Origin of the sequence: Streptomyces sp. NPDC002181 (assembly GCF_042890485.1) — a bacterium.
Taxonomy (GTDB): Bacteria; Actinomycetota; Actinomycetes; order Streptomycetales; family Streptomycetaceae; genus Streptomyces.
Genome location: NZ_JBIASC010000001.1, coordinates 921705 through 947871, shown reverse-complemented (window position 1 = coordinate 947871; position 26167 = coordinate 921705). Strand labels below are relative to the sequence as shown.

General features: G+C 72.5%; 25 protein-coding genes and 1 riboswitch. Of the genes, 15 read left to right on the top strand and 10 right to left on the bottom strand.

All coding sequences use genetic code 11. From position 1 onward, the window contains the following. The first annotated feature begins 158 nt into the window (after positions 1–158). The 3 genes from ACFYXV_RS04355 to ACFYXV_RS04345 are packed head-to-tail and all read left to right on the top strand — an operon-like array spanning position 159 to position 3159. Positions 159–1925, top strand: a complete 1767-nt coding sequence (locus ACFYXV_RS04355) for a hypothetical protein (protein WP_385475330.1) — start codon at positions 159–161, stop codon at positions 1923–1925. After that, a complete protein-coding gene (locus ACFYXV_RS04350; protein ID WP_389381977.1) occupies positions 1915–2334 on the top strand; it encodes a hypothetical protein in 420 nt (139 codons plus the stop codon). Before ACFYXV_RS04355 ends, ACFYXV_RS04350 begins: the two co-directional genes overlap by 11 nt. Before the next feature lie 3 nt (positions 2335–2337). Further along, entirely contained in the window at positions 2338–3159 is an 822-nt protein-coding gene (locus ACFYXV_RS04345; RefSeq protein WP_389381976.1) for a hypothetical protein, read from the top strand. 77 nt (positions 3160–3236) lie between these two features. On the opposite strand, the gene ACFYXV_RS04340 is transcribed toward ACFYXV_RS04345, so the two are convergent. Then, entirely contained in the window at positions 3237–3740 is a 504-nt protein-coding gene (locus ACFYXV_RS04340; protein ID WP_385475324.1) for a carboxymuconolactone decarboxylase family protein, read from the bottom strand. A gap of 47 nt (positions 3741–3787) precedes the next feature. Here ACFYXV_RS04340 and ACFYXV_RS04335 point away from each other — a divergent pair, with 47 nt between their 5' ends. Next, positions 3788–5239 (top strand): PLP-dependent aminotransferase family protein, encoded by a 1452-nt coding sequence (locus ACFYXV_RS04335; RefSeq protein ID WP_385475322.1) that lies wholly within the window; start codon positions 3788–3790, stop codon positions 5237–5239. Between the two features lie 44 nt (positions 5240–5283). Here ACFYXV_RS04335 and ACFYXV_RS04330 read toward each other — a convergent pair whose 3' ends face one another. Beyond that, the gene (locus ACFYXV_RS04330) at positions 5284–6135 is read right to left on the bottom strand and encodes a hypothetical protein (protein WP_389382117.1); all 852 of its coding nucleotides are present in this window, start codon (positions 6133–6135) and stop codon (positions 5284–5286) included. 178 nt (positions 6136–6313) lie between these two features. Here ACFYXV_RS04330 and ACFYXV_RS04325 point away from each other — a divergent pair, with 178 nt between their 5' ends. Both ACFYXV_RS04325 and ACFYXV_RS04320 read left to right on the top strand, forming a co-directional pair. Further along, positions 6314–6586 (top strand): hypothetical protein, encoded by a 273-nt coding sequence (locus ACFYXV_RS04325; protein ID WP_385475362.1) that lies wholly within the window; start codon positions 6314–6316, stop codon positions 6584–6586. A gap of 6 nt (positions 6587–6592) precedes the next feature. Continuing rightward, complete coding sequence (locus ACFYXV_RS04320) at positions 6593–7786, top strand: glutathionylspermidine synthase family protein (RefSeq protein WP_383340709.1); 1194 nt, start codon at positions 6593–6595, stop codon at positions 7784–7786. A gap of 46 nt (positions 7787–7832) precedes the next feature. On the opposite strand, the gene rocD is transcribed toward ACFYXV_RS04320, so the two are convergent. Beyond that, entirely contained in the window at positions 7833–9041 is a 1209-nt protein-coding gene (gene rocD / locus ACFYXV_RS04315) for an ornithine--oxo-acid transaminase (RefSeq protein ID WP_385477123.1), read from the bottom strand. A gap of 158 nt (positions 9042–9199) precedes the next feature. Continuing rightward, positions 9200–9290, top strand: a riboswitch (ZMP/ZTP riboswitch). 35 nt (positions 9291–9325) lie between these two features. Here rocD and glyA point away from each other — a divergent pair. From glyA to ACFYXV_RS04295, 4 genes are all read left to right on the top strand, one after another. Beyond that, positions 9326–10594 carry a serine hydroxymethyltransferase gene (gene glyA, locus ACFYXV_RS04310; protein ID WP_389381974.1) on the top strand — a complete coding sequence of 423 codons (1269 nt, stop codon included), beginning with the start codon at positions 9326–9328 and terminating at the stop codon, positions 10592–10594. Positions 10595–10737: 143 nt separating this feature from the next. Further along, positions 10738–11751, top strand: a complete 1014-nt coding sequence (trpS, locus tag ACFYXV_RS04305; protein ID WP_385477128.1) for a tryptophan--tRNA ligase — start codon at positions 10738–10740, stop codon at positions 11749–11751. A gap of 98 nt (positions 11752–11849) precedes the next feature. Then, a complete protein-coding gene (locus ACFYXV_RS04300; protein ID WP_383341242.1) occupies positions 11850–12470 on the top strand; it encodes a 2'-5' RNA ligase family protein in 621 nt (206 codons plus the stop codon). 166 nt (positions 12471–12636) lie between these two features. Then, positions 12637–13551: a YihY/virulence factor BrkB family protein gene (locus ACFYXV_RS04295; RefSeq protein WP_385477133.1), complete on the top strand. Its 915-nt coding sequence runs from the start codon at positions 12637–12639 to the stop codon at positions 13549–13551. Here ACFYXV_RS04295 and ACFYXV_RS04290 read toward each other — a convergent pair. Continuing rightward, positions 13548–14804 (bottom strand): D-alanyl-D-alanine carboxypeptidase family protein, encoded by a 1257-nt coding sequence (locus ACFYXV_RS04290; RefSeq protein WP_385477135.1) that lies wholly within the window; start codon positions 14802–14804, stop codon positions 13548–13550. The two genes, ACFYXV_RS04295 and ACFYXV_RS04290, sit on opposite strands and share 4 nt — an antisense overlap. 121 nt (positions 14805–14925) lie before the next feature. Here ACFYXV_RS04290 and ACFYXV_RS04285 point away from each other — a divergent pair, with 121 nt between their 5' ends. From ACFYXV_RS04285 to ACFYXV_RS04275, 3 genes are all read left to right on the top strand, one after another. Continuing rightward, entirely contained in the window at positions 14926–15186 is a 261-nt protein-coding gene (locus ACFYXV_RS04285) for an SCO4848 family membrane protein (RefSeq protein ID WP_030154873.1), read from the top strand. Continuing rightward, entirely contained in the window at positions 15183–16544 is a 1362-nt protein-coding gene (locus ACFYXV_RS04280; RefSeq protein WP_389381973.1) for a metallophosphoesterase, read from the top strand. Before ACFYXV_RS04285 ends, ACFYXV_RS04280 begins: the two co-directional genes overlap by 4 nt. Before the next feature lie 140 nt (positions 16545–16684). Next, a complete protein-coding gene (locus tag ACFYXV_RS04275; protein ID WP_385472228.1) occupies positions 16685–18247 on the top strand; it encodes an ABC transporter substrate-binding protein in 1563 nt (520 codons plus the stop codon). Positions 18248–18251: 4 nt separating this feature from the next. Here ACFYXV_RS04275 and ACFYXV_RS04270 read toward each other — a convergent pair whose 3' ends face one another. From ACFYXV_RS04270 to ACFYXV_RS04255, 4 genes are all read right to left on the bottom strand, one after another. After that, positions 18252–19025, bottom strand: coding sequence for a TetR family transcriptional regulator (locus tag ACFYXV_RS04270; protein ID WP_389381972.1), 774 nt, complete (start codon positions 19023–19025; stop codon positions 18252–18254). 11 nt (positions 19026–19036) lie between these two features. Further along, a complete protein-coding gene (locus tag ACFYXV_RS04265) occupies positions 19037–19480 on the bottom strand; it encodes a thiol-disulfide oxidoreductase DCC family protein (RefSeq protein WP_389381971.1) in 444 nt (147 codons plus the stop codon). Between the two features lie 3 nt (positions 19481–19483). Then, entirely contained in the window at positions 19484–19888 is a 405-nt protein-coding gene (locus tag ACFYXV_RS04260) for a hypothetical protein (protein ID WP_385472237.1), read from the bottom strand. A 95-nt stretch (positions 19889–19983) separates the two neighbouring features. Next, positions 19984–21990, bottom strand: coding sequence for a bifunctional metallophosphatase/5'-nucleotidase (locus ACFYXV_RS04255; RefSeq protein ID WP_389381970.1), 2007 nt, complete (start codon positions 21988–21990; stop codon positions 19984–19986). A 90-nt stretch (positions 21991–22080) separates the two neighbouring features. Between ACFYXV_RS04255 and ACFYXV_RS04250 the strand changes: the two genes are divergently transcribed. Together ACFYXV_RS04250 and ACFYXV_RS04245 are read left to right on the top strand one after the other, a co-directional pair. Continuing rightward, positions 22081–22413: a hypothetical protein gene (locus ACFYXV_RS04250; protein ID WP_389381969.1), complete on the top strand. Its 333-nt coding sequence runs from the start codon at positions 22081–22083 to the stop codon at positions 22411–22413. A 1-nt stretch (position 22414) separates the two neighbouring features. Beyond that, complete coding sequence (locus ACFYXV_RS04245) at positions 22415–24910, top strand: DUF4132 domain-containing protein (RefSeq protein ID WP_389381968.1); 2496 nt, start codon at positions 22415–22417, stop codon at positions 24908–24910. Here ACFYXV_RS04245 and ACFYXV_RS04240 read toward each other — a convergent pair. Together ACFYXV_RS04240 and ACFYXV_RS04235 are read right to left on the bottom strand one after the other, a co-directional pair. After that, the gene (locus tag ACFYXV_RS04240; protein WP_383341210.1) at positions 24886–25488 is read right to left on the bottom strand and encodes a hypothetical protein; all 603 of its coding nucleotides are present in this window, start codon (positions 25486–25488) and stop codon (positions 24886–24888) included. The genes ACFYXV_RS04245 and ACFYXV_RS04240 overlap by 25 nt on opposite strands. Before the next feature lie 42 nt (positions 25489–25530). Continuing rightward, entirely contained in the window at positions 25531–26160 is a 630-nt protein-coding gene (locus tag ACFYXV_RS04235) for a Uma2 family endonuclease (protein ID WP_383492016.1), read from the bottom strand. Positions 26161–26167: the final 7 nt, after the last annotated feature.

The window sequence follows — 26167 nt, the reverse complement described above, 5'->3', positions numbered from 1 at the left end:
CCGGTCCGGTCCGCCGGTCCCGGCACCGGGACCGGCCGATCCGATCCCGCACCACCCGAAAGCCCCGGCTCGCACGCCGGGGCTTTTTGGCGTGAAGCGCCCTGTTCCGCGCATCCCGTGCGCCGTACGGTTGCCCTCCTCCCGAGCGAGGAGCACCCGTGAGCGGCACACCCGACGGCAGGGCCCCCGTGGACCCGACGGCGACAGAGGCGGGACGCCTGCTGTGCGCCGGCACCTACCTCGACCCCGCCTACCGCGACCGGGTGATCGAGGAGCTGTACGTCCACGAGGAACGGTTCCCCGCGCCCTCCTACGGGTTCGACGCCTCCCGCGTCCTGGCCCACGCCCTGCGCGCCCTGCGCACCGAAGTGGCCTGGTCGGCGGCGATCGTCGGGGTGTGGGCCCTCGGCCTCTTCCTCACCCGCTCGTTCTTCGTCTTCCTGCTCGTCCCGGCGCTGCTGCTCAGCGGGGCCGGCCGGATCAAGAAGCGCCGCGAGCGGACCGGTCGCGGCGGCCGGTTCTTCGAGTGGATCCTGCGCGGCTGCGCCGCCTTCCTCCTCGGCCGGATCCTGTGGGGCGTGCTCCGCGGCTTCACGAACGACGAGAGCGGCTTCACGGCCGAAATGGTCGGGCGGGGCAACCCCGACCTGAGCCATCTCGGCCAGTACCTGGGGCACGTCATGGAGACGAACCCGCTCGGCATCTTCATGGAGGTGCCCAGGATCGGCCAGTACTACGGGGAGGCCTACTCCTGGACGGTCGCGCTGATCGCCGTGCTGGTCACGGTGCTCGTCTACTTCCAGCGCGGGCACTTCGCGCAGACCATCGACTCCAAGCTCGGCCGCGCGCACTACGCGGACTGGGAGGCCGATCCGGTCGGGGGCCCGCGCTTCCACCGGGCCCAGGACCGGATCCTGCGCATGCAGCACGCGCAGGTGGTCCTGTACGACGTCGACAACCCGTTCTGCGGCGCCGGCCAGGCCCGTCTGCCGTGGCAGCTGACGGTGGAGCTGCGCCCGCGCGCCGGAGCGGGGGCCCGCCGCCTCGACAACGCGGGGATCATCGAGCGGATCCGGCCGAGGCTGGAGGCCCTGCGGATCCCCTCGCCGGGCGGCTCCGAGGCGGCGGAGGCGAGCGTGCTGGACCGGCTGCGCGAGCTGGTCATCGACGAGTGCGTGTTCCTGCCGGCGGCCGGACTGCCCGACGTGGACGCGGTCGACGTGTCCGCGGAGGCCTTCGCCGAGCACCGGGCCGCGGCGGTCGAGGAGGGCGGGGAGCGGCGCCGGCACTTCCTGCGCGTGCGGATCGGCGGCTGGGACGAGAACCTCGTCATCACCGTGTTCATCCGGGTCCACACGCAGGGCGGCATGCTGATGCTGGAGGTCGCCCCGCACGTGCTGCTGCCGGTGCGGCCCGATTTCCAGCGGGCCGACGACATCGCCCGGCGCCACCGCCGCAACACCCCCTTCGCCAAGGTGCTGCTGGCGCTCAGCAACGCCCCCGGCTCGCTCGGCGTGGCCGTCGCCACCCTGGCCGGGGCCTGCCGGGTCCCGTGGCGGCTGGCGACCGCCGGACACGGCGTCGCGTACGCGGCGGGACCGGCCGCGTCCGTACGCGAACTCGGCGCACAGCAGGATCTCTCGCTGTTCCAGCTGATGGACATGGACCGGTACGTGAAGACGATCCAGGAGCGCATCGTCGGCGGGGTGACCCAGGCACTGCACGACGCGGGCTGGCACACCGAGGAGTTCGCCGAGCGCGCGGTCACCGTCGCGGACGGCGGGGTGTTCATCCAGTCGGTGAACAACAGCGCGTTCGGCATCAACGGGGTCAGCCACAACAGCACGGTGAACCAGGGCAAGGACAAGGCGGACCGGAAGGACGGGCGCGTGCGCGCGGGCAAGGAGAGAAGAAGTGGCCAGTAGCGGCGGCGGAGGCGGCGGCGAAGGCGCCGGGCTGCCCCCGGTGCGGATCGGCGACGTCCGGGGCAGCGCCTTCAGCATCGGCGGCAAGGACGTCAGCAACAGCACGGTCAACCACGGGGGTACGGGGGCGGGGGCGGACGCGGGTGCCGCCGGGCCGGGCGCGCAGGAGCTGCTGGAGGCCGTACGAGACCTCCGCGCGGCCCTCGTACGCCTGCCCCGGAGTGACGGAAGGGCCGCCCTGGACGCCGAACTGGACGAGGCGGCGGGCGAGTTGGAGTCGGGGGGCGAGGAGGTCCGGCCGGGCCTGCCCGCCCGGCTGCGCGGGGCGCTGGAGCGGTGGGCCCCGCTGGTGGACTCGGTGAGCGCGGCCACCGCGCTGGCCGCCCTGCTGACCTCGTTCGGGGGGTGATCCGTGGCCCAGGGGAGCGGCCCCGCCCGCTGGAACCCGCAGTCGCAGCAGTGGGAGCGCCGGGGGGATCCGCAGCGGCAGGGCGGGCGGGGGAGACCGGAGTCCGGGCCCGGGCCCGGGCAGCCGGACCTTCCGCCGAAGCCCGCCTACCCGCCGGGCAGCGAGCCGCCGGCTACCGGGCTGCCGGCCGGCGAGCCGCCGGCTACCGACCCGCCGAACCCGTGGGCCGCTCCGGCCGACCCGGCGCCCCGCGAGGTCCCGCCCGAGCGGCGCGCCCCGCGCCGGTGGCGGCTCCGGCTGGGCATCGCGATCGGCGTCGCCGTGGCCGTGGGCGGGGCCGCCTGGGGCGCCTCGTACCTGACGGGGGACTCGGCGAAGGTGCCCCACGGGTACAAGGTGCTGCGCAGCGCCGGATCGGGGTTCCGGGTCGCGGTCCCGGACGACTGGCAGCTCAGCACGTCCGAGAGCGGGGGCGCGGTCGGCACGGTGTTCCGCCCCGAGCAGGGCCGGGGCAGCCTGCTCCAGGTCTTCCCGGTCACCGGCGGCTCCGACAACGCGTGCGAGGTCCTGGTCGAGGGCACCAAGGAGCTCAGCTCCCGGGACGGCTACCGGCGGCTCTCGCTCGGCGCGAAGGACACCACCGGCTGCGAGATCGTGTACGAGATTCCCGACGGGGAGACGAACGGGACCGCGCACGCCATCGGGCGGCTGACCGTCGCTTCCGACGGCAGCCGCTGGGTGCTCATGGGCTTCGCCCCGGTCGCCGAGGCCAAGGCCGTCCGCACGCGCATGGCGGCGGCCCTGGGCTCGTTCCGGCCGGACTGACACGTTCCGGCCGGACTGGCGCCAACAGGCGCTAACAAGCGCCAACAAGCGCCAACAGGCGCGAACGGGCGTCGGGCCTACTTGAACATGCCCGGCGTGTAATGGCCCGGGACCATGCGCGTGGTGACCGCGAAGCGGTTCCAGACGTTGATCGTCGCGATGATGGCGATCAGGTGGGAGAGCTCCTTCTCCCCGAAGTGCTTCGCGGCCTTCGCGTACACCTCGTCGGGAACGAATCCCTCGGTCAGGACGGTCACGGCCTCGGTCAGTTCGAGCGCGGCCACTTCCTTCTCGGTGTAGAAGTGGCGCGACTCCTCCAGCGCGGTGAGCTGGACGATCCGCTCGACGGTCTCGCCGCCGGCGATGGCGTCCTTGGTGTGCATGTCCAGGCAGAACGCGCAGTGGTTGAGCTGCGAGGCGCGGATCTTGACCAGCTCGACCAGGGCCGGGTCCAGGCCCTTCCTCGCGGCCATCTCCAGGCCGACGATCGCCTTGTAGACCTCGGGTGCGTGCTTGGCCCAGCCCATGCGGGGGGTGTGCTCGGATGCGTGTGCGGTGGTGTCTTCGTACGTGGTGGTCATGTGTCCAACTTTAAGAAGCAGGCGGCCCGCCCGTATGGTCCATATCCATGACGGATCCTTGGGCCATTTCCGATGACGAGGCGGCGGAAGCGGGCGGCGATCCGGGTTCCGGTTTCGGTGCTGACCTGCATCTGGACCTCTCCGCCGGGCGCGGTCTGCGCGCCGGGCTGGTCGAGGCGCTGCGCGAGGCGGCGCGCAGCGGGCGACTCGCGCCCGGGACCCGGCTGCCCTCCTCGCGCACGTTCGCCGCGGACCTCGGGATCGCGCGGAACACGGTCGCGGAGGCGTACGCCGAGCTCGTCGCCGAGGGCTGGCTGACGGCCCGCCAGGGCTCGGGCACCCGGGTCGCGCAGCGGGCCCGGCCGCTGCGGCCCGCGGGCTCCGCCCGGGTCCGCCACCCCGCGCCGCGGCGGCACTCGTACAGCCTGGTGCCCGGCACCCCGGACCTGGGCGCCTTCCCGCGCGCCGCCTGGCTGACCGCGGCCCGGCGGGCGCTGGCGCAGGCGCCGAACGAGGCCTTCGGGTACGCGGTCGACGCGCGCGGCCGGGTGGAGCTGAGGGAGGCGCTCGCCGGGTACCTGGCGCGGGCGCGCGGGGTGTACGCGGACCCGGAGCGGATCGTGCTGTGCGCGGGGTTCGCGCACGCGCTGATGCTGCTGGCGGGGGTGTTGCGGACGCGCCGGGTCCGGGACGTGGTGGTGGAGGGGTACGGCCTCCACCACCACCGGGAGTCGCTGGCGCAGGCGGGGCTGCGGACCCGGCCGCTGGCGGTGGACGACGCGGGCGCGCGGACACAGGACCTGGCGGGGGCGTTGGGCGCGGGCGCCGGAGCGGTGCTGCTGACGCCGGCGCACCAGTTCCCCACCGGGGCGGCGCTGACCCCCGCCCGCCGGGCGGCGGCGGTCGACTGGGCCCGCAGCACCGGCGCGCTGATCGTGGAAGACGACTACGACGGGGAGTTCCGCTACGACGGCCAGTCGGTGGGCGCGTTGCAGGGACTGGACCCGGACCGGGTCGTCTACCTCGGTACGGCGAGCAAGTCGCTGGCCCCGGGGCTGCGGATGGGGTGGATGGTGGTACCGCCGGGGCTGCTGGACGAGGTCGTCGCGGCGAAGGGGCGGACCGACTGGACGTCGAGCGCGGTGGACCAGCTGACGCTGGCGGAGTTCATCAAGTCCGGGGCGTACGACCGGCACGTGCGCGGTATGCGGCTGCGGTACCGGCGGCGCCGGGACGAGCTGGTCGCGGCCGTCTCCGGCCGGGTGGCGGTGTCGGGCATCGCGGCGGGGCTGCACGCGGTGCTGGACCTCCCGGCGGGGACCGAGGCCGCGGCCCTGCGGTCCGCGGCCTGGCAGGACCTCGCGGTGGTGCCGCTGTCCTTCTTCGCCCACCCGGACGCCCGGCTCCCCCGGCGGGAGGCCCTGGTGGTCGGCTACGGCACTCCGCCGACGAGCGCGTGGTCGGCGACGCTGACGGCCCTGCTCGCCGCACTGCCGTAGCGGTCCGGCGCCGCCCGCGCGGCCCTGCCCTGGCCGGCCCGCCCTCAGGCCGTCTCCGGCTCCGTCTCGGTCTCGGTCTCGGTCTCCGGGGGTTCTCCGAAGCGGGCCAGGGCCAGGGCTCCGGCCACCGCGACCGCGAAGCCGAGGACCGCGAGCCAGGTCAGGCCCTCGCGGGTGCGGTCGCCGAGCCAGACCACGCCCACCACCGCCGGGCCGATCGTCTCGCCGATCACCATGCCCGCCGTCGCCACCGTCACCGAGCCGCGCTGGAGCGCCGAGGTCAGCAGCAGGAACGCCGCGCCCCCGCCCAGCAGCAGGGCGTACAGCGCCGGGTTCGCGAACATCGCGAGCGAGACGTCGTCGATGAGGCGGACCGCCACCTCCACCACCCCGAACCCCGTCCCCGAGGCGAGGCCCAGGACCAGCGCCCGCGACCGGTCCGGGAGCCCGCCCGCCAACGCCCCCACCACCAGCACCAGCCCCGCCACCACCAGCAGCCCCCACTTCAGCGCGGACGAGCCCGTTCCCGAGCCCTCCTCGCCCGAGGCCAGCGCCAGCATGGCCAGCCCCGCGCACACCACCCCCACCGCGCCCCACTCGGCGCCGCTCAGCCGTACGTGCAGCAGCCGCGCCGAGACCACCGCCGTCACCGCGAGGCTCGCGGCCAGCGCCGCGCCCACCGTGTAGATCGGGATGTGCCGCAGCGCCACGATCTGCAGGACGAACCCGGCCGCGTCCAGCCCCAGGCCCGCCACGTACCGCCACTGCCGGGCCGCCCGCAGCAGGAGCGCCGCGTCCACCCCGGACCCCGTCCCCGGCTCCGCCGCCCGCGCGGCCATCGCCTGGAGCACCGAAGCCGTACCGAAACAGACCGCCGCACCGAGCGCGCAAACCATCCCAAGGAGCACGAATCGACTCTAGATGATGGAGGTCGTGCGGGGGTTTCGGCGGCCGGATTCCATCGGTTCGCCGCCCCGTTCTAGTCTGTCCGCCATGGACGACAGCAGTACGGGCAGCAGAACGACCACGACCCCCGCCGCCACCGGCGCCCCCACCGGCACCGCCCGCCGACGGATGCGCTCCGGCGGCGTCGCCCTCGGCGGCATGGGCCTGCTCGCCGCCGCCCTCGTGGCCTGCGGCAGCAGCAACGAGCCCGACAAGCGCTGCGCGGACCGCGTCACCCTGGAGAAGCTGAACACCAAGGAGTGCAAGAGCGGCGGCCGCGGCTCGTACTACTACGGCGGCTCCAGCGCGAGCAACAACCGTGTCAGCGGCGGCAGCTTCGACAAGTCCGCCGTCACCCGAGGCGGCATCGGCGGCAGCCACAAGAGCTCCTCGGGCGGCTGATCCAGCGTGCGGCGCCACACCATCGAGCCCCGCCCCGACTGGCAGAAGACCGTCGAGGAGCAGGGGCTGATCTATCCCCTCACCCGCTACCCCGACGACTCCCTGCGGCCCTACTGGGACGAGAGCGCGTACTACTCCTTCACCCTCCCCGAGGTGGAGGCGCTGGAGAACGTCGTCGAGGAGCTGCACGCCATGTGCCTGGCCGCGGCCGCGCACATCGTCGAGCACGACCGCTTCGCGGACCTCGGCATCACCGACCCGAAGCTGGCCGCGCTGATCGCCGAGTCCTGGCGCCGGCGCGCCGAACAGCCCTCCCTCTACGGCCGGTTCGACCTGCGCTACGACGGATCCGGCGAGCCGGCCAAGATGCTGGAGTACAACGCCGACACCCCCACCTCCCTCGTGGAGGCGGCCAGTCCGCAGTGGTTCTGGATGGAGGAGCGCTTCCCCGGCGCCGACCAGTGGAACTCCCTCCACGAGCGGCTCGTCGAGGCCTGGCGCCGCCAGGCGGAACTGCTGCCGCCCGGCCCGGTGCACTTCGCGCACTCCGAGACGGACGAGCTCGGCGAGGACCTGATGACGGTCGCCTACCTCCAGGAGACCGCCGAGCAGGCGGGCCTGGAGACCCGGGAGCTGTCCGTCGAACAGATCGGCTGGGACAGCCTGTCGGGCCGGTTCGTCGACCAGGGGCTCGGCTTCATCCGCAGCTGCTTCAAGCTCTACCCGTGGGAATGGCTGGCCACCGACCCCTTCGGCCCGCAGGTCCTCGGCACTTACGACCACGGCGGCGGCTCCGGGACCACCACCTGGATCGAGCCGTTGTGGAAGATGCTGCTGTCGAACAAGGCACTGCTGGCGATCCTGTGGGAGCTCTTCCCGGAGCACCCGAACCTGCTGCCCGCCTACCTGGACGGCCCGCGCGAGCTCGCCGGGACCACCGGGTACGCGGCGAAGCCGCTGCTGGGCCGCGAGGGCGCCGGGGTCACCCTGCACCCGGCGGGCGGCGGCGAGCCGTTCACTCCGGAGGAGGGGGAGTCGTACGTCTTCCAGGGCCTGGCCCCGCTCCCCGACTTCGACGGCAACCGCGTGGTGCTCGGCGCCTGGGTCGTCGAGGAGGAGGCCGCGGGCCTGGGCATCCGGGAATCGGCGGGCCCGGTCACGGACGAGTACGCCCGCTTCCTCCCGCACGTCATCCTGTAGCGCCGTCGCGGGCGCGGCCGGAGCGGCCGCACCCGCGACGGAGGGGTCAGCCCGCGGCCAGGACCTCGCGCAGCTGGTCCAGGCCCCAGTCCAGGTCCTCCTTGGAGATCACCAGCGGGGGCGCGATGCGGATCGTCGACCCGTGCGTGTCCTTGACCAGCACGCCCCGCTCCATCAGCGCCTCGGAGATCTGCCGGCCCGTGCCGTGCGCCGGGTCGATGTCCACGCCCGCCCACAGTCCCCGCCCGCGTACGGCGGTCACCGCGCCCCCGCCGACCAGCAGGTTCAGCTCCCGGTGCAGGTGGTCACCGAGCTCGGCGGCGTGCTGCTGGTGCTCGCCGGAGCGCAGCATCGCGATCACCTCCAGGGCGACCGCGCAGGCCAGCGGGTTGCCGCCGAAGGTGGAGCCGTGCTCGCCGGGCCGGAACACCCCGAGCACGTCCCGGTCGGCGACGACGGCCGAGACCGGGACCACGCCGCCGCCCAGCGCCTTGCCGAGGATGTACACGTCCGGCACGACGTCCTCGTGCTCGCACGCGAAGGTCCTGCCGGTCCGGCCCAGCCCCGACTGGATCTCGTCCGCCATGAACAGCACGTTCCGCTCGCGCGTGAGCTCCCGTACGCCCTGCAGGTAGCCGGGCGGCGGCACGAGCACCCCGGCCTCGCCCTGGATCGGCTCCAGCAGCACGGCCACGGTGTTCGCCGTGACGGCCGCCGCCAGCGCGGTCAGGTCCCCGTACGGGACGATCTCGAACCCCGGGGTGTAGGGCCCGTAGTGGTCGCGCGCCTCGTGGTCCGTCGAGAAGCTCACGATGGTCGTCGTACGGCCGTGGAAGTTGTTGGCCGCGACCACGATCTTGGCCTGGCCGTCCGGCACGCCCTTGACCTCGTATCCCCACTTGCGGGCGGTCTTCACCGCCGTCTCCACGGCCTCCGCGCCCGTGTTCATCGGCAGCACCGTCTCCTTGCCGCACAGGGCGGCGAGTTCGCGGCAGAAATCGGCGAACCGGTCGTGGTGGAAGGCCCGCGAGGTGAGCGTGACCCGTTCCAGCTGCGCCTTGGCCGCATCGATCAGACGGCGGTTGCCGTGGCCGAAGTTGAGCGCCGAGTAGCCCGCGAGCATGTCCAGGAACCGGCGGCCCTCCACGTCGGTCATCCACGCGCCTTCCGCGGACGCCACGACGACGGGCAGCGGGTGGTAGTTGTGCGCGCTGTGCGCCTCGGCGGAGCGCAGGGCTTCAGCAGTTGTCGACACGGGGTCTCCGATCGTCGGTGCGGGCGGGTTGGACGTGACGAGGGCGATGGAGGCGACGGGGGTGGCGTCACCTGCGTCACGTCACCTTGTATACGGCTATACGTCGCTCGTATACCGGACGGGGAAACCTTTCTTGTGGACCGCCCGCTAAGGTGGGCGGTACGCACGGCGACTGGCGTACGGAGAACCAACTCCGGGGGAGTCGTGCGCGCACGACCGCATACAGGGCCGCTCGCCTGGGCCTCGCGGGGACGAGATCTGACATCGACCCCGGAGGAGCCGCCATGAGCGCGAGCCGCCACCCCGCCCTGACCGCAGTCGACCCCGAGCTGGCGTCCTTCGTCGCCGCCGAGGAAACCCTGCAGGCGCAGACCCTGCGCCTGATCCCCAGCGAGAACTACGTGTCCGCCGCCGTGCTCGAAGCCTCGGGCACCGTGCTGCAGAACAAGTACAGCGAGGGCTACCCGGGCCGCCGCTACTACGAGGGCCAGCAGAACATCGACCGCGTCGAGGCGCTGGCCGTCGAGCGGGCCAAGGGCCTGTTCGGGGTGGACCACGCCAACGTCCAGCCGTACTCCGGCTCCCCGGCGAACCTCGCCGTGTACCTGGCCTTCGCGAAGCCGGGCGACACGGTGATGGGCATGGCCCTGCCGATGGGCGGCCACCTGACGCACGGCTGGGGGGTCTCGGCGACGGGGTCCTGGTTCCGGGGCGTGCAGTACGGGGTGTCCGCCGGGACCGGCCTGATCGACTACGACGCCGTGCGCGAGCTCGCGCTGGCGGAGCGGCCGAAGATCATCTTCTGTGGCGGTACGGCGCTGCCGCGCACGATCGACTTCGAGGCGTTCTCCTCGATCGCCCGGGAGGCGGGCTCGGTCCTCGTCGCCGACGTGGCGCACATCGCCGGCCTGATCGCGGGCGGGGCGCACCCCTCGCCGGTCGGGCACGTGGACGTGGTCTCCACGACCACGCACAAGACGCTGCGCGGGCCGCGGGGCGCGATGCTGATGTGCAGGGAGGAGCACGCGAAGGCCATCGACAAGGCGGTCTTCCCGGGCCTCCAGGGCGGCCCGCACAACCAGACGACGGCGGGCATCGCGGTGGCCCTGCACGAGGCGGCCCAGCCCTCGTTCGTGACGTACGCGCACGCGGTGGTCGCCAACGCCAAGGCGCTGGCGGCGGCGCTGCTGGACCGGGGCTTCGACCTGGTGTCGGGCGGTACGGACAACCACCTGATCCTCATGGACCTCACCTCGCGGGGGGTGCCGGGCAAGGTGGCGGCCAAGGCGCTGGACCGGGCGGGGATCGTCGTGAACTACAACACCGTCCCCTTCGACCCCCGCAAGCCGTTCGACCCGTCGGGCATCCGCATCGGCACGCCGTCGCTGACCTCGCGGGGCCTGGGAACGGAGCACATGCCGGTGGTGGCGGAGTGGATCTCCCGGGCGGTCGACGCCGCCGCGAAGTCGGACGAGCCGGCCCTCGCCGCGATCCGCGCGGAGGTCGCCGACCTCATGGCGGCCCACCCCGCCCCGGGCCTCCCGCTCGCCTGACCGGCCCCCTCCCCGGGGCTTGGGGGGTGTCCGGAGGATCATGGCCTGGCCCGGCCATGATCCGCCGGACACCCCCCTGGGCCCCGGAGGGTTTCCGGACGGGTGCGGACCGGTGGGGCCGCCGTACCTGAGAGAATGAAGCCATGGCTTCTGATCGTCCTCGCGCGCTCTCCGGCATCCAGCCCACCTCCGGCTCGTTCCACCTCGGGAACTACCTCGGAGCCATCCGCCAGTACGTCGCCCTCCAGGAGACGCACGACGCGTTCTACATGGTCGTCGACCTGCACGCGATCACCATGCCGCAGGATCCGAAGGATCTGCGCGCCAATACCCGCCTCTCCGCGGCCCAGCTGCTCGCCGCCGGCCTCGACCCGGACCGCTGCACGCTCTTCATCCAGAGCCACGTCCCCGAGCACGCGCAGCTCGGCTGGGTCATGAACTGCATCACCGGCTTCGGCGAGGCCAGCCGGATGACCCAGTTCAAGGACAAGTCCGCCAAGGGCGGCGTCAACAGCGCCAGCGTCGGCCTCTTCACGTACCCGATCCTCCAGGTCGCCGACATCCTGCTCTACCAGGCGAACGCCGTCCCGGTCGGCGAGGACCAGCGCCAGCACATCGAGCTGACGCGCGACCTGGCCGAGCGCTTCAACCAGCGCTACGGCCAGACCTTCACGGTCCCGGCCGCGCACATCGTCAAGGAGGTCGCGAAGATCTACGACCTCCAGGACCCCTCGATCAAGATGTCGAAGTCCGCGTCCTCCCCCAAGGGCCTGATCAACCTCCTCGACGAGCCCAAGGTCACCGAGAAGAAGATCAAGAGCGCGGTCACCGACACCGAGGCCGTGATCCGTTTCGACACCGAGAACAAGCCCGGCGTCAGCAACCTGCTCACGATCTACTCCACCCTCACGGGGGAGTCCGTCACGGACCTCGAAGCCCGCTACGAGGGCAAGGGCTACGGCGCGCTCAAGACGGACCTGGCCGGCGTGATGGTCGATTTCGTCACACCGTTCAAGCAGCGCACCCAGGAGTACCTGGACGACCCGGAGACCCTGGATTCCATCCTGGCCAAGGGCGCGGAGAAGGCCCGCGCGGTCGCCGCCGAGACCCTGGCGCAGGCCTACGACCGCCTCGGTCTGGTGCCCGCCAAGCACTGAGGCCCGGAGGCCCTGGCAATCCGGGGGGTGCTGGCCCCACACTGGGTCGGCAGGACCCGTACGCAACCCGTACACACCAGACGACGGAGGAGACATACGTGGGGACCGTAACGCTCGGCGTTTCGATCGCGGTCCCGGAGCCGTACGGCAGCCGGCTGCAGCAGCTGCGCGCCGGCTTCGGGGACGCTGCCGCGCACGGCATCCCCACGCATGTCACCCTCGTCCCGCCCACCGAGGTGGAGGCGGACCGGCTGCCGGAGATCAGGGCCCACCTGGCCGAGGTCGCGGCCGCCTTCGGCCCCTTCGGGATGCGGCTGGAGGGGACGGGAACCTTCCGCCCGGTCTCGCCGGTCGTCTTCGTCCAGGTCGTCGAAGGCGGTACGGGCTGCACCCGGCTCCAGGGCCTGGTCCGCGACCCGGACGGGCCGCTCAGCCGGGAGCTGGCGTTCCCGTACCACCCGCACGTCACGGTCGCCCACGGGATCTCCGAGGAGGCGATGGACCTGGCGTTCGCCACCCTCGCCGACTACGCGGCGCAGTGGACCTGCACCGGTTTCGCGCTCTACGAGCAGGGCTCGGACGGGGTCTGGCGCAAGCTGCGCGAATACCCTTTCGGCACGGGCCCGATCGCCGGGGTCCCGGCGCAGTCGGGCTCACCGGTCGATGAGGCGGCGCCGGCCGCCGGGGCCGCGGGCGACAGCGGCGCACGGCGTTCCTGACGCAGCGGCCTGAGGGTCTTGCGGACGTGGAAGCGGAGCGTACGTAGGACCAGAGTGGGGAATGAACAGCCCGTCGGAAGCACTTCGCGAAAAGTCACAATCGACGACCGTAGCGCCCAAACCCGGCAATCCCGGCTATTTCCGTCCCCTCATTTACCGTGACCCCATGGACTGGCTGACGAAACTCCCGGTGATCGGCCCGCTGGCGGTCCGCCTCATGCGGACCCATGCCTGGCGCGCCTACGAACGCCTCGACCGGGTCCACTGGAGCCGCCTCGCCTCCGCGATCACCTTCATCAGCTTCCTCGCGCTCTTCCCGCTGATCACCGTCGCCGCCGCCATCGGCGCGGCGCTGCTCAGCCAGGAGCAGCTGGACCGGCTCCAGAAGAACCTCGCCGAGCAGGTCCCCGGCATCTCCGACCAGCTCGACATCAACGGCCTCGTCGCCAACGCGGGCACGATCGGCCTCGTCGCCGGCGCCCTGCTGCTCGTCACCGGCATCGGGTGGGTCGGCTCGATGCGGGACTGCCTGCGCGCGGTGTGGGAGAAGGACGACGAGGACCTGGGGAACCCCGTCCTCCGCAAGTGCAAGGACGCGCTCGTCCTCGTCGGCCTCGGCGGCGTGGGCCTGGCCTCGGCGGCCGCCTCGATCCTCGGCTCCAGCGCGGTCGGCAAGTTCGGCGGCTGGCTGGGCGTACCGCAGCACGGCGCGGGCGGCGCGCTGCTGCGCGCCGGAGCCTTCCTCGTCGGCGTCCTCGCCGCCTTCCTGATCCTGCTGTACGTGCTGACCCTGCTGCCCGGCGTCGAACCGCCGCGCCGCAGCCTCGTCCAGGCCGCCCTCCTCGGCGCGGCCGGGTTCGAACTGCTGAAACTGCTGCTCAGCGGCTATATGCGCGGGGTCGCCGCGAAGAGCATGTACGGGGCCTTCGGCGTGCCGGTCGCCCTGCTGATCTGGATCAACCTGATGGCGAAGCTGCTGCTGTACTGCTCCGCCTGGACGGCCACCCGCGCCGGCGCGGACGGCGAGGGGGCGCAGACTCCCCCGACGCCGGACACCCGGCACGCCGGGCACACCCCCTAGGACACCGGGTCGCCGCCGCCCGCCCGGCGGCCGCGCGGGCCCCGCGGCCAGCGCCGGTTGACCGCGTACGCCCCGCCCGCGATCACGGCCAGCGCCCCGCCCGCGACCCCGAGCGCGGTGCCCACACCGCCGCCCGCGCCCTCACCGGCCGCCGACGGGTTGCGCTCGTGCGACTGGGCGGGGGAGCCGACCGAGGAGGTGTCCGCGCTCTTCGGCGGGACCAGCTCGCCCACCGGCTTGACCTTGCCGATGGCCGCGAAGCCCCAGTCGAAGAGGTCGGCGGTCTCTTCGTAGACCGAGTTCAGCCCGCCCGAGGCCGGGTTCATCACCGTCACCAGCAGCTTCTTGCCACCCTGCTGCGCCGCGCCGGTGAAGGTCGACCCGGCCATGGTCGTGTTGCCGTTCTTCACCCCCGCGATGCCCTTGTACGGGGAGAGCCCGCCGGAGCCCGTCATCAGCCGGTTGGTGTTCTGGATCTCGAAGTACTCCCGCGGCTTCCCGGGCTCCTGGCGCCCCGGAAACTTCGCCTCCGCCGTTCCGCAGTACTCCCGGAAGTCCTGCTTCTGCAGGCCGGAGCGGGCGATGAGGGTGAGGTCGTACGCGCTCGACACCTGCTCCGGTGCGTCGTACCCGTCCGGGGAGACCACGTGCGTGTCGAGGGCCTGGAGCTCCTCGGCGTGCGCCTGCATGTCCTTGACGGTCTTGTCGATGCCGCCGTTCATGGCGGCCAGCACGTGCACGGCGTCGTTCCCGGACCGCAGGAACACCCCGAGCCACAGATCGTGCACCGAGTACTCGTGGTCCTCCTTGACCCCGACCAGGCTGGAGCCGACGCCGACGCCCTCCATCTCCTGCTCGGTCACCTTGTGGACCTGGTCCTTGGGGAGGCCGGGCAGCACCGTGTCCGCGAAGAGCATCTTCAGGGTGGACGCCGGGGGCAGCCGCCAGTGCGCGTTGTTGGCGGCCAGCACCTCGCCCGTGTCGGCGTCGGCCACGATCCACGAACGCCCCGTCAGACTCGTCGGCAGGGCAGGGGCGCCCGAGAGTGGGTTCACCTGCACCCCCGGCTTGCCGAGAAGGGACCCGCCGACCGTGGACATCGACGCCGGCGGCGCGGCGGCGGCAGGCGCCTTGGGCGGCTGCGCCTTCCCGTCCGAGGGCGGGGCGGGCGCGGCGTGCGCGGGCACCACGAGCATCGCGGGGACCAGCAGGCCGGCGGAAAGGACCGTCAGTGCAGTCTTCTTTGCAGACACGCAGGTGAAAGTACATCCATATCGGCGCTCTGCCGTCAGGGACCGGCCAACGCGGCCGAACCACCGCCGGGACAGCCCACCCCGACGCGTCCGTCCTGGGGACCAAACCGATACTGGGGGCATGAAACTCAGCCGCGCCGTCTCCTGGTTCCTGCTCGCCTTCGGAGTGTGGAGCTGGTTCATCTGGGCAACTTTCGTCCGGAACCTGTGGAAGGACGCCAGTGGTCTGGCATTCGACGCGGCGGGCGAGCCGACGGCCTACTTCTGGGTACACCTTCTCCTGGCCATCGCCTCCTTTCTCCTGGGGACGGCCGTTGGTGTGATCGGGTTGCGCGGCGTCCTCGCGCTGCGGCGTGAATCACGCCGGGGTCCGGACGCATGAGGATCGTGCTCTTCGCGGGAATCGGGCTGGCGGTACTGGCCCTGCTGGTCCTGGTCCACCGCTGGCTGTGGGTCCGCCTGGTCCGCGACACGACGCGCCCGCGCGCCGCGGCGCGCCGCATCGGCACCGTCCTGGCCTTCGCACTGCCGCTCCTCTCCCTGGCCGCCCTCACCACGGGGCGCGCCGGCGCCCCCTTCTGGCTCCAACAGTCGGTGGCCTGGCCCGGTTACATGTGGCTGGCGGTGCTGCTGTACCTGAGCCTGGCGATGCTGGTCGCGGAACCGGTGCGCGCGCTCCTGCTGAGGCGCCGGCGGTCCCCCCGGGGCGGCGAGGGGGCGGGTCCGGGGGCGGAGCCCCCGCATCCCTCCGAGGTCCGGGGCGAACACCCGGGGGACGGCGGAAGGGCGGGCCGGGGGCCGGCCCCGCAGGGCACCGGCACCGGCACCGGCACCGACCTGGCCGCCCCGGCCCGCCCGGCGCGGGCCGCCGACGGAGCGGCCGCGGCGCCCGGGTCGGCGCCGGCCCCCGGCGGAGCCACCCGCCGCCAGTTCGTCGCACGGGCGGTCGGCGGCGCCGCCGCCCTCGCCGCGACCGCCACCGTCGCCCAGGGCACGTACGGAGTCCTCCGCGGCCCCCGCGTCAAGCGCGTCCAGGTCCCCCTGGCCAAACTCCCCCGCGCCGCCCACGGCTTCCGCATCGCCGTCGTCAGCGACATCCACCTCGGCCCCGTCCTCGGCCGGGCCCACACCACGCGCATCGTCGAGACGATCAACCGGACGCAGCCCGACCTCATCGCCGTGGTCGGCGACCTCGTGGACGGCAGCGTCCACGACCTCGGCCCCGCCGCGGAGCCGCTCCGCGGGCTCCGCGCCCGCCACGGCTCGTACTTCGTCACCGGCAACCACGAGTACTTCTCCGGTGCACAGCAGTGGGTCGACCACGTCCGCGAGCTCGGCCTCACGCCCCTGGAGAACGCGCGCCGCCCCCTCCCGTACTTCGACCTCGCCGGGGTCAACGACGTGGCGGGCGAGACGGAGGGCCACGGTCCGGACTTCACGGCCGCCCTTGGCGACCGCGACCCGGCCCGTGCCGCCGTGCTCATGGCGCACCAGCCGATCGTCATTCACGACGCCGTCCGCCACGGCGTCGACCTCCAGCTCTCGGGCCACACCCACGGCGGCCAGCTCTGGCCCGGCAACTACCTCGCCGAGCTCGCCAACCCCACCGTCGCCGGGCTGGAGCGCTACGGCGACACCCAGCTCTACGTCTCGCGCGGCGCGGGCGCCTGGGGGCCGCCGGTCCGGGTCGGTGCCCCGTCCGACATCACCGTCGTCGAACTCGCCTCATACCAGGCGTGACCGGGCGCAACCGGCAACGACCCGCCGTGAATCGGCCTTCCCGGGGCTGAATTTCCATGATGGGATGACCGTTAATCGGACATGGGGATCCGATCAGCGAGTCAAACCATGGCATTTTCATGGGTGGGGTGGGGTCAAGGGTGAAGTCTGTCCGCTCGAAGGTCATCGCGGCGGGGCTGGTGATCGGCGTCGCCGGTGTCGGCGCCTGGCAGCTGCTTCCGGAGGAGGGCCGGGGCAGCGGGACCGCCCTGCGGGTCGGGACGAGCGACGTGGTCTCGTCCCTCGACCCCGCCGGGGCGTACGACGCGGGCTCCTGGGCCCTCTTCAGCAACGTCTACCAGTCCCTGCTGACCATCAAGTCCGGCTCCGACACCCCGGTCCCGGACGCGGCCTCCGCCTGCAAGTTCACCGGCACGCAGCTCACCACGTACCAGTGCGAGCTCCGCCCCGACCTGAAGTTCTCGAACGGGCGCGCCGTCACCGCCGAGGACGTCAAGCACTCCTTCGACCGGATCAAGGCGATCAACTCCGACCAGGGGCCGGCGCCGCTCTTCAACACCCTCCAGTCGGTCAAGGCGGACGGCCGCACCGTCACCTTCACGCTCTCCGCGCCCGACGCCACCTTCCCCTTCAAGATCGCGACGGGCGCCGCCTCGATCGTCGACAAGGAGAAGTACCCGGCGAAGGCCCTCCGCGAGGACGGCAAGGTCGACGGCTCCGGCCCCTTCACCCTCGGCGCGTACCAGGCCGGCACCAGCGCCGAGCTCAAGCCGAACAAGACCTACCGCGGCCAGTCCAAGCAGCCCGCCAAGACGGCCGTCACCGTCCGGTACTACAAGGACTCGGCTCAGCTCAGCCAGGCCTGGGCCGGCCACCAGGTCGAGGTCGCCCACCGCGACATGCCGCCGGAGGTGCTCGCGGGCCTCAACCCGGGCATGGAGGACACCAAGTACCAGGCCTCCGGCGGCTCCGAGATCCGCAGCCTGGTCTTCAACGTCCGCCCCGGCTCCACGGCCGCGCCGCTCGCCGTGCGCCAGGCGATCGCCGCCGTCATCGACCGCTCCAAGCTGGCCGGCGAGGTCCACCGCTCCACGGTGACCCCGCTCTACTCCCTCGTCCCGGCCGGCATCTCCTCGCACATCAACCCGTTCTTCGACGCCTACCCGGCGCCCAGCGCCGCCACCGCGAAGAAGCTGCTCAAGGACGCCGGGATCACCGCCCCGGTCTCCCTCACCCTCGGTGTGAACACGCGCGGCCCGAACGCCGCCGAGGCCGACGAGATGGCGAAGCAGCTCACGGCCACCGGGCTCTTCCAGATCAAGATCAAGGCCGTCGAGCAGTGGGCCGATTTCCAGAAGGCCTACGCGGCCGGCGAGTTCGACGCCTACACCATCGGCTGGATCCCCGACTTCCCGGACGCGGACAACTTCCTCGCCCCGCTCGTCGGCGCCGACTCCAGCATGAACAACGGCTTCTCGGACAAGGCCATCGACGCCCTCGTCACCCGGACCCAGTCCTTCTCGGACCGGGGCCAGGCCGCCGCCGACTTCCGCGAGCTCCAGAAGCTGGTCGCCCAGCAGATCCCGATGCTGCCGATCTGGCAGAAGAAGGACTACGTGATGTCCCGCGAGTCCGTCTCCGGCACCCAGTACCTCTCCGACGGCACCGGGGTCTGGCGCCTGTGGGAGCTCAACTGGCTGTAGCCGCTCAGTCGGTGTCGGCGTCGGCGCCCGCGCCCGCGCCGGCCGTGGGGTCGAAGTCGGCATCCGGGTCGGATGCCCGCTTCTTCCTCGACACCGCCGTCTGCGCCATCCCCGGCAGGAAGTCGGCGAACAGCTCGTGGACCTCGCGCACCAGCGGGCGCAGCACCCGGAACCGGGCCAGGACGATGCCCCGCGTCGTCAGCTGCGCGCCGCGCTCCGCGAGCCGCCGCGTCTTCTCGCTGTTCGGGGACCGGTCGAAGACCCAGTACAGGACGAGCCCCATCTGCGAGAGCCACATCAGCTCCGGCAGTACGTCGGCCAGTTCGGCCGGCACCTTCGTCTTCGCGCCGGCCAGCACCTCGCGGTGCATGTCGATGGCCTGCTTGCGCGCCGGCTCCGACTCCGGGGAGAAGGGGCTGAGCGGGCTCTCCGGGTCCGCCGCGTTCTTGAAGAACTGGGAGGCGAACTCGTGGTAGGGCGCCGCGATGTCCAGCCAGCTCGTCAGCACGCCCGCGAGCCGCTTCTGCAGATCGGTCTCGCTGTCCAGGATGGGCCGGACCGCCGCCAGGTGCGCGGCGCCGATCCGGTCGTAGAACCCCTGGACCAGGTGTTCCTTCGAGGCGAAGTAGTAGTAGGCGTTGCCGACCGAGACCCCTGCCTCCTTGGCGATGGCCCGCATGGTCGTCTTGTCGAAGCCGCGCTCCTGGAAGAGACGGAGCGCGGTTTCGAGGATGAGCGTGCGGGTCTGCTCGCTCTTGGGAGCCTTCTGATCAGTCACGGTGTACGAGCCTATCGGGGTGCGGCGCAGTGGTCGTCACAGGCCGGTGCCTCCTGCTCCGCTTCGCCCTCCGCGCCGGGCCCGGTCCGTACGGCCTGGCGCCATGCGGAGGCCGTGTACATGGCCGCCCGGGCGAAGGGCCGGCCCGCCGCGGTGGCGAGCCAGTTCGCCTTCGGCCGGTGCTCCGCCAGTGCCCACAGGCACACGATGAAGGCGTCGGTCCCGGTCCACACCTGCCCCGCGTCCCCGATGACGGTGATCTCGCGGAGCGTGGAGGCGTGGTCGAGGCCGGGGAAGTTCCCCCGCGCCGCGAAGGACCCGGCCGGGATCAGCCGGAGCGGCACCAGCCAGCGCTGACCGAGGAGCCAGTGCCGGATGTGGACGCAGAGCGGGCAGTCGGCGTCGTACAGCACCGTCAGGTGCCGGGTCGGCTGCGCCGTCGTGGCGGTGGTCACCGTTCAGGCCCCGGCCGGAGCGGTCCAGCCCTGCGGGGCGACCGGCGGGGTCTGCTGGCGCTCCATGATCCCGCGGCGGCGCATCTTGTTGAGCACCCAGACGTTGCCGAGGTGCATGACGCCGAGGACGAGCAGGACGACGCCGAGCTTGACCGAGAGGGCTTCGAAGAGCTGGCGGGCCGAGTCGATTCCGGCGTCCGAGCGCAGGTAGAGGGTCACGAAGCCGATGTTGACGAGGTAGAACCCCACCACCAGGAGGTGGTTCACGGCCTCCGCGAGCTTCTCGTTCCCGTGCAGGACGTCGGCGATGAAGATGCGGCCGTTGCGGCTGAGCGTACGGGCGACCCAGACGGTCAGTCCGATGCTGATGAGCAGGTAGATGACGTATGCGACGACGGTGAGGTCCATTGCCTCTGCCCCCTTGAACGTGTTCAACTCGTTGGCAGGACTGACTGTAGACCTCTTTTTGAACAGGTTCAAGCTCTCTCTGTGCCGCTCCGGCCTCAGCAGGGCGGGCGGGGTTCCTCCCTCTGCGTGCGGAGGCGGTCCGCGGACAGGATCGCGGCCTCCGCGCGGGGCAGCGGGGTGCCGTCGGGGTACAGGAGCGGGCCGCGTTCCAGGGTGATGCCGGTGTCGGCGCCGCGGCGGGTGGTGTTCGCGGCCGTCACCCGGTTCAGCGGCGCCGGCGTGAGCGTCCCGGTCTCGCGGACGTACGCGACGAAGCTCTCGAAGTCGCGCTGGTGGCGGTACGGGGCCTGGAAGTCGCCCAGCGCGCCGTAGCCGTCGTTCGCCAGGAAGGTGTACGAGGGCGAGGCCAGGCGGTAGGAGCGGGTGACATCGAGCGCCACGCCGTCGATGAAGACGTCGGCCGGGTCCACGCGGTCGCCGATCCGGCCCAGGGCGTCGAAGCTGTAGCGGACGTTCCCGGACACGGCCAGCGGGGCGAAGAGCAGTTCACCGCCGGCCGCGGTCGTCCACTGCTGCTCCAGCGCGTCGTGGATCCGCTGCCCGCTCACCGTCGCGCTGACGATCGGGTCGCCGAAGCCGACCGCCCTCCAGGCGCGCCCGAAGGTGACGGCGCCGCCCGAGGCCGCGTCCCGTACGAGGTCACCCGCGACCACGGTCACGCCCACGCGGGGCGCCGTCGCGACCAGGGCCAGCTGGGCCGGGACGTCGGGGTGGACGTTGGCGTCGTTCTCGGGGTCGGCCGGCCGGCTGCCCGCCCACAGCGCCCAGTCGGCGGCGAGGTCGCCCATCGTGCTCTCGCCCGCGGCGTTGCGCGTACGCAGGAACGAGCCGGTCTGCGTCCCGATCCGCGCGGTGTCGCGCGCCGCGGCCTGGCCGGCCCAGTAGTCGACGACCTCCTTGAGCGCGGGGTCGGGGGTGACGTCGCGGGTGTTGGGGTGGTTCGTGGACACCGTCAGCTCGCGGACCACCTTGCCGGTGGCCGGGTCGAGGCGGAGGTTGATCTCGTTGATCAGCTGGCCGTAGCAGCCGGCCTCGACGAAGGGGCGGGGGACTCCGTCCGGGTCCGGCAGCATCATGTTGAACCGGGTGTGCCAGTGGCCGGTGACGATGGCGTCGATGTCGGGGGAGACGCGCAGCGCCAGGTCGAGGGCGGGGCCGGAGGGGTCGGTTCCGCTGTTGAAGTCGGCGCCGGCGACGGCTCCGTCGTGCATGCTCAGGATGATCGCGTTCACGCCCTGGGCCTTGAGCTCGGCCGCGTACCGGTCGGCGGTGGCGACCTCGGCGAGGGTGGCGAGGCCCGGCTGGTAGGAGCAGGGGAAGGACTCGGCGCCGAGGGCGGTGAGGTGGATGAACCCGATGCGCAGCTCCTGCCCGGCGGCCGTCCGTACCGTCTCGATGTTGTACGCGGGCAGGACGGTGCCGCCCTCGCCGCCCGCCCGGACCACGTTGGCGCTGTGGAAGCGGAAGCCGGCGCCGTGGAAGCGGGCGCCGGAGGAGTCGGTGAAGGTGGCGTCGCGCCCCTCGACGGGGAAGGCGATCCCCTGCTCCATGTGCCGTTGGAGGAAGGCCGGGGACTTGTCGAACTCGTGGTTCCCGGCGGTCGCGAAGTCGAGCCCCATGCGGTTGAGGGCCTCGATGGTGGGCTCGTCGGCGAAGGCCGCGGCGTCGAACTCCCAGCCGGAGAAGGCGTCGCCGGGGGTGAAGAAGAACGAGTTGGCGCGCCCGGAGCGGAGGCGGGCGAGGTGGGCGGCCATGTGGGCCACGCCCCCGACGGTGTAGGTCAGTCCTCCGTTCCCGCTGATGGTGGCGTTGGTGCCGGGGGCGGCCTGGAGGTAGCCGTGCAGGTCGGTGATGTTGAGGAGCTGGACGTCGACGTATTCGACGGCGGAGGCGGCGTCGCGCGCGTGGTCGGTGGCGTGGGCGGGGAGGCCGGTGGCGAAGGTGGCCGCGGCGGTCCCGAGGGCGGTGAGGAAACTCCGTCGCCCGAGATGAGGTGAACTCCGGTCAGGACGGTGGGTCGTGGAGTGCGAGTGCCTCGTCACGGGGGCATGTTCCCGCGCCCGGCACCCCCTGTCGACACAACCCGCCGTCCGCCGGGGGCGCTGTCAGAGGCGGGTCCTAGGCTTTCGGGCATGGGAATGGTGACGTTTGTCGACGAGACGGCCTCCGGCGGCCGGGCCGCCGGCTGGGAGTTCGAGCTGGCCGAGGAGCGGCTCGCGCTGCGCGAGTTGATCCGGCGGCGGGTGTTCCAGGAGGTGGCCGAGCGGCGCGCCGCCGGTCTGGTCAAGCTGCCCGAACAGCCCGACGCCGAGCAGCAGGCCGAGCGCGCGCTCACCGCCTTCCGGCGCAACGGGTTCCTGGTGCTCGTCGGGGACCGTCAGGTCACCGATCTCGACGAGGTCCTCGACCTGCCGCTCGGCACCGAGGTCACCTTCCTGAAGCTCGTCGCCCTGGTGGGCGGCTGACATGGCGACCCGCAACCACGTCCCGGCCGCGTACCGCGCCCTGGAGGAGGAGAACGCGCCGGAGCTCGCCACCGCACTGCTGAAGGCCGCCCTCCAGTTCAGCGGCCACTGGCAGAACAACAAGAACGCGGCGGCCCTCCTCGCCGCCGTGAAGGCCCGTCCCGCCGGGTTCCGGCAGCGGCTCGTGGACGCGCTCGCCGAGACCCTTTCCGCTCTCGCCGACGACTCCCCGGCCCGGGTGAACGTCCTGGCCGTCGCCTCCGCCGTCGGGCGGGGCCTGGCCTGGGCCGAACCGCTGACGGCCGCACGGCGCGAGATGCTGGACGAGATCGGCCGCAAGGGCGACGCCCACTACCACGGCTGGGTGCCGGAGCTGGTCGGCGCCGAGCTCGCCGAGGGCCGTACGGTCCCGCCGGCCGTGGTCGCCTGCGTGCGCCGCAGCGCCCTGTCCACCTACTCCTACCAGCCGGTCATCGCGCTCGCGGCCGCCTTGACCGAGCCCGTGCTCAACGTCGGCGAGGCCTGGGCGGACCGGGCCATGGCGGACGGGGAGCGCTGGCACGCCCTCCTCGCGCACGCGGTGACCGCCACGGCCGCCAAGCCCGGCGGCAAGTGGGAGAAGACCGGCCGGTCCCTGATCGCGGAGGCCGCGAAGGAGACCGGGGAGGACGAGGTGCGCGAGCGGCTGCTCGGCTGGTTCCGGCTCGTCGGCGCGCCCCGCACCCTCGCGCTCGACGAGGAGCGGTTCGGGCCGGACCCGAACGAGACGTACGACCCCTACAACGCCAACGCCCTGCGCGGCCTGGCCTGGGTGCTGTCCTTCCTGCCCCCGCACCCCGACACCGCGCGGGTGCTCGGCGCGCTCGCCGAGACCGCGCTGCGCAAGGTCCCGGGCCTCGGCCCGCGGGGCCCCAAGGTGGCCAACGCCTGCGTCACCGCCCTCTCCCGCATCGACGGCGAAGCCGCCCTCGCCGAGCTGGCCCGGCTGGCCACCCGTGTGACGTTCAAGGGCACCCTCAAGATGCTGGACTCGGCCCTGGAGGCGCGGGCCGCCGCGCTCGGGCTCGGCCGCGAGGAGATCGAGGAGCTCGCGGTGCCGGCGTACGGACTCACCGCCGTGGGCCGCGCCGAGCACGCCCTGGGCGAGACCGCCGCCCTCGTGGAGGTCCGCGGCACCAAGGCGCTGCTCTCCTGGCGCAGCGCCGCCGGCAAGGCGGTCAAGAGCGTCCCCGCCGCCGTGCGCCGCGACCACCCCGAGGAGCTCAAGGAGCTCAAGGCGGCCGTCAAGGACATCGACAAGATGCTCGGGGCGCAGGCCGAGCGGCTGGACCGGCAGTTCCTCGCCCGCCGCACCTGGCCCTACGGGAAGTGGCGCGAGCGGTACGTCGACCACCCCCTGGTCGGGACCCTGGCCCGGCGCCTGCTCTGGGTCGTGGACGACACCCCGGTCGGCTTCGCCGACGGCGAGCTGCGCACCCTCGCCGGCACCCCGGTCACCGAGGGCGCCCAGGTGACCCTGTGGCATCCCGTCGACCGCGAGCCGGCCGAGGTGGCGGCCTGGCGGGACTGGCTGGAGCGGCACGGCATCACCCAGCCGTTCAAGCAGGCCCACCGCGAGGTGTACCCGCTGACCGACGCCGAGGTCCGCACCGGCACGTACTCCAACCGCTTCGCCGCGCACTACCTGCGCCAGCACCAGTTCCACTCGCTGGCCGCCGTCCGCGGCTGGCGCAACCAGCTGCGCCTCGCCGTCGACGACACCGCCCCGCCCGCCGTGCGCGAGCTGCCGCAATGGGGGCTGCGCGCCGAGTACTGGATCGAGGGGGACAGCGGGGACGGGGCCTACGAGGACATCACCGACTCGGGCAGCTTCCTGCGGCTGCGCACCGACCAGGTCCGCTTCTATCCGATCGGCGCCCCCCAGAACACGGCGCACGCCTGCGGCGGCGAGTACACGATGTGGCTGCGGGGCGGCGAGGCGCCGGTCGACCCCGTGCCGCTCGCGGAGGTCCCCGCGCTGGTGCTCAGCGAAGTCCTGCGCGATGTCGACCTGTTCGTCGGGGTGGCCAGCGTCGGCAACGACCCGACGTGGCAGGACGGCGGCCCCGGGGGCCGCTTCCACGACTACTGGAACGCGTACGGGTTCGGCGAGCTGAGCCAGACCGCCGAGACCCGCCGGCTGCTGCTGGAGCGGCTGGTCCCGAGGCTCGCCATCGCCGACCGGTGCCGGATCGAGGGCCGGTTCCTGCACGTACGGGGCGAGCTGCGCGCGTACCGGATCCACCTCGGGTCGGGGAACATCCTCATGGACCCGGGCGACCAGTACCTGTGCATCGTCCCGGCGGGGCGCTCCGCCTCCGGGCCGGAGACCGGGTACCTGCCGTTCGAGGGGGACCGGACGCTCGCGCTGATCCTCAGCAAGGCGATGATGCTGGCGGCCGACACCGGCATCACCGACCCGACGATCACCCGTCAGATACTGAGGGAGCGGGCGTAGTTGATCTGGTTCATGACCCAGTGGTAGGTGCTCGCGTCGACGGCCGGGATCATCGTGGAGTGGTGTCGGCCGCCGCTCGTGACCGTGACCTGGATGTAGCCCGTGGTGGTCTTCTCCTTCATGAGGAGGAAGAGCAGACCGAGCAGGCAGAACAGGAAGAAGATGACGGCGAGCACGATGGCGTGCGCCGGGATCTTCGTCTCGGTGCGGGAGAGGTCCGAGGCGTTCCACATGGCGCCCCTGAGCGGCATCGGTCCCGAGGGGGTCATGATCTGGTCCCCGGCGATGGTGATGTCGCCGAGGGCGAACCCGGACCCGCCGCCGTACGTCTGGGGCTGCACGGGCGGCATCATCGGGGGCTGCCCGGGAGCCGGCATGCCGGCGCCGCCCATGGTCGGCTGGTATCCGGGCGCGGCCGGAGTGTCCTGCGGGTATCCGTAGCCCGGCGCGGGCGGCGTGGCCGGGTACCCGTACCCGGGGGTCCCCGGCGTCGCCGGATACCCCTGCGGATAGCCATAACCGGGGCCGCCCGGAGCCCCGTTGTCGCCTGAGTACGGATTCGGCTTCTGCTCGCTCATGCGCTCGATCTTTCCACAGCCACCCCCGCCCGAGTACCCCGGTCAGGACTTGCCGTCGTCCGCGCTCTCGGGCTTGTTCCCCGCCGCCGCGAGGACTGCGGCCACGTCCAGGGTCACCTTGGCGCCGATCGAGTCGGGCAGGGTGACGAGCTCGCCGGGGGCGTGGACGCGGTGGGTGGCGTACTCGTCCGGGGCGGGATCGGTGAGGACGTGCAGGCGGTTGTGGCGCCGGTCGACGATCACGTAAACGGGGACCTTGGCGTTGGCGTAGGCCCGGACTTTCGTCCGCAGGTCGGCCTGGTAGTTGCTGGAGGTGACCTCCAAGACCAGGTGGAAGGCGACGGGCTCGTAGCAGTTGTTCTCGACGTGATGTGCGGTGATGTCGGCGTCGACCACTGAAAGATCCGGAATGGCATAGCCCTCGCGGCCGTCGGGCAGCCAGAGACCGACCCCTTGAAGCACTGCTGTGCCGTCGCCGTGCAGGCCCGCTGTGATGAAGGGGAGCATAAGGCTGGTCAGAGCGCTCGCGTGGGCGGAGTCCGGGGGTGGCGTCACGAGAATGTGTCCTTCGATGATCTCGACGCGGTAGCCGGGGTTCCGCTCCATGAGCGCATTGGCCGCATCGAGCAGTGGCCATGTGCCGGTGGGGTGCTCGGCGGGTGCTGCGGACATCACGTGC

What these genes read in the sequence shown, in the direction of transcription:
- glyA (WP_389381974.1), top strand. Translation starts at nt 9,326, where the DNA reads ATGAGCGCGAGCCGCCACCCCGCCCTGACCGCAGTCGACCCCGAGCTG.
- ACFYXV_RS04245 (WP_389381968.1), top strand. Translation starts at nt 22,415, where the DNA reads ATGGCGACCCGCAACCACGTCCCGGCCGCGTACCGCGCCCTGGAGGAG.
- ACFYXV_RS04285 (WP_030154873.1), top strand. Translation starts at nt 14,926, where the DNA reads ATGAAACTCAGCCGCGCCGTCTCCTGGTTCCTGCTCGCCTTCGGAGTG.
- ACFYXV_RS04280 (WP_389381973.1), top strand. Translation starts at nt 15,183, where the DNA reads ATGAGGATCGTGCTCTTCGCGGGAATCGGGCTGGCGGTACTGGCCCTG.
- ACFYXV_RS04335 (WP_385475322.1), top strand. Translation starts at nt 3,788, where the DNA reads ATGACGGATCCTTGGGCCATTTCCGATGACGAGGCGGCGGAAGCGGGC.
- ACFYXV_RS04340 (WP_385475324.1), bottom strand. Translation starts at nt 3,740, where the DNA reads ATGACCACCACGTACGAAGACACCACCGCACACGCATCCGAGCACACC.
- ACFYXV_RS04250 (WP_389381969.1), top strand. Translation starts at nt 22,081, where the DNA reads ATGGGAATGGTGACGTTTGTCGACGAGACGGCCTCCGGCGGCCGGGCC.
- ACFYXV_RS04295 (WP_385477133.1), top strand. Translation starts at nt 12,637, where the DNA reads ATGGACTGGCTGACGAAACTCCCGGTGATCGGCCCGCTGGCGGTCCGC.
- ACFYXV_RS04240 (WP_383341210.1), bottom strand. Translation starts at nt 25,488, where the DNA reads ATGAGCGAGCAGAAGCCGAATCCGTACTCAGGCGACAACGGGGCTCCG.
- ACFYXV_RS04325 (WP_385475362.1), top strand. Translation starts at nt 6,314, where the DNA reads ATGCGCTCCGGCGGCGTCGCCCTCGGCGGCATGGGCCTGCTCGCCGCC.
- ACFYXV_RS04235 (WP_383492016.1), bottom strand. Translation starts at nt 26,160, where the DNA reads ATGTCCGCAGCACCCGCCGAGCACCCCACCGGCACATGGCCACTGCTC.
- ACFYXV_RS04260 (WP_385472237.1), bottom strand. Translation starts at nt 19,888, where the DNA reads ATGGACCTCACCGTCGTCGCATACGTCATCTACCTGCTCATCAGCATC.
- trpS (WP_385477128.1), top strand. Translation starts at nt 10,738, where the DNA reads ATGGCTTCTGATCGTCCTCGCGCGCTCTCCGGCATCCAGCCCACCTCC.
- ACFYXV_RS04330 (WP_389382117.1), bottom strand. Translation starts at nt 6,135, where the DNA reads ATGGTTTGCGCGCTCGGTGCGGCGGTCTGTTTCGGTACGGCTTCGGTG.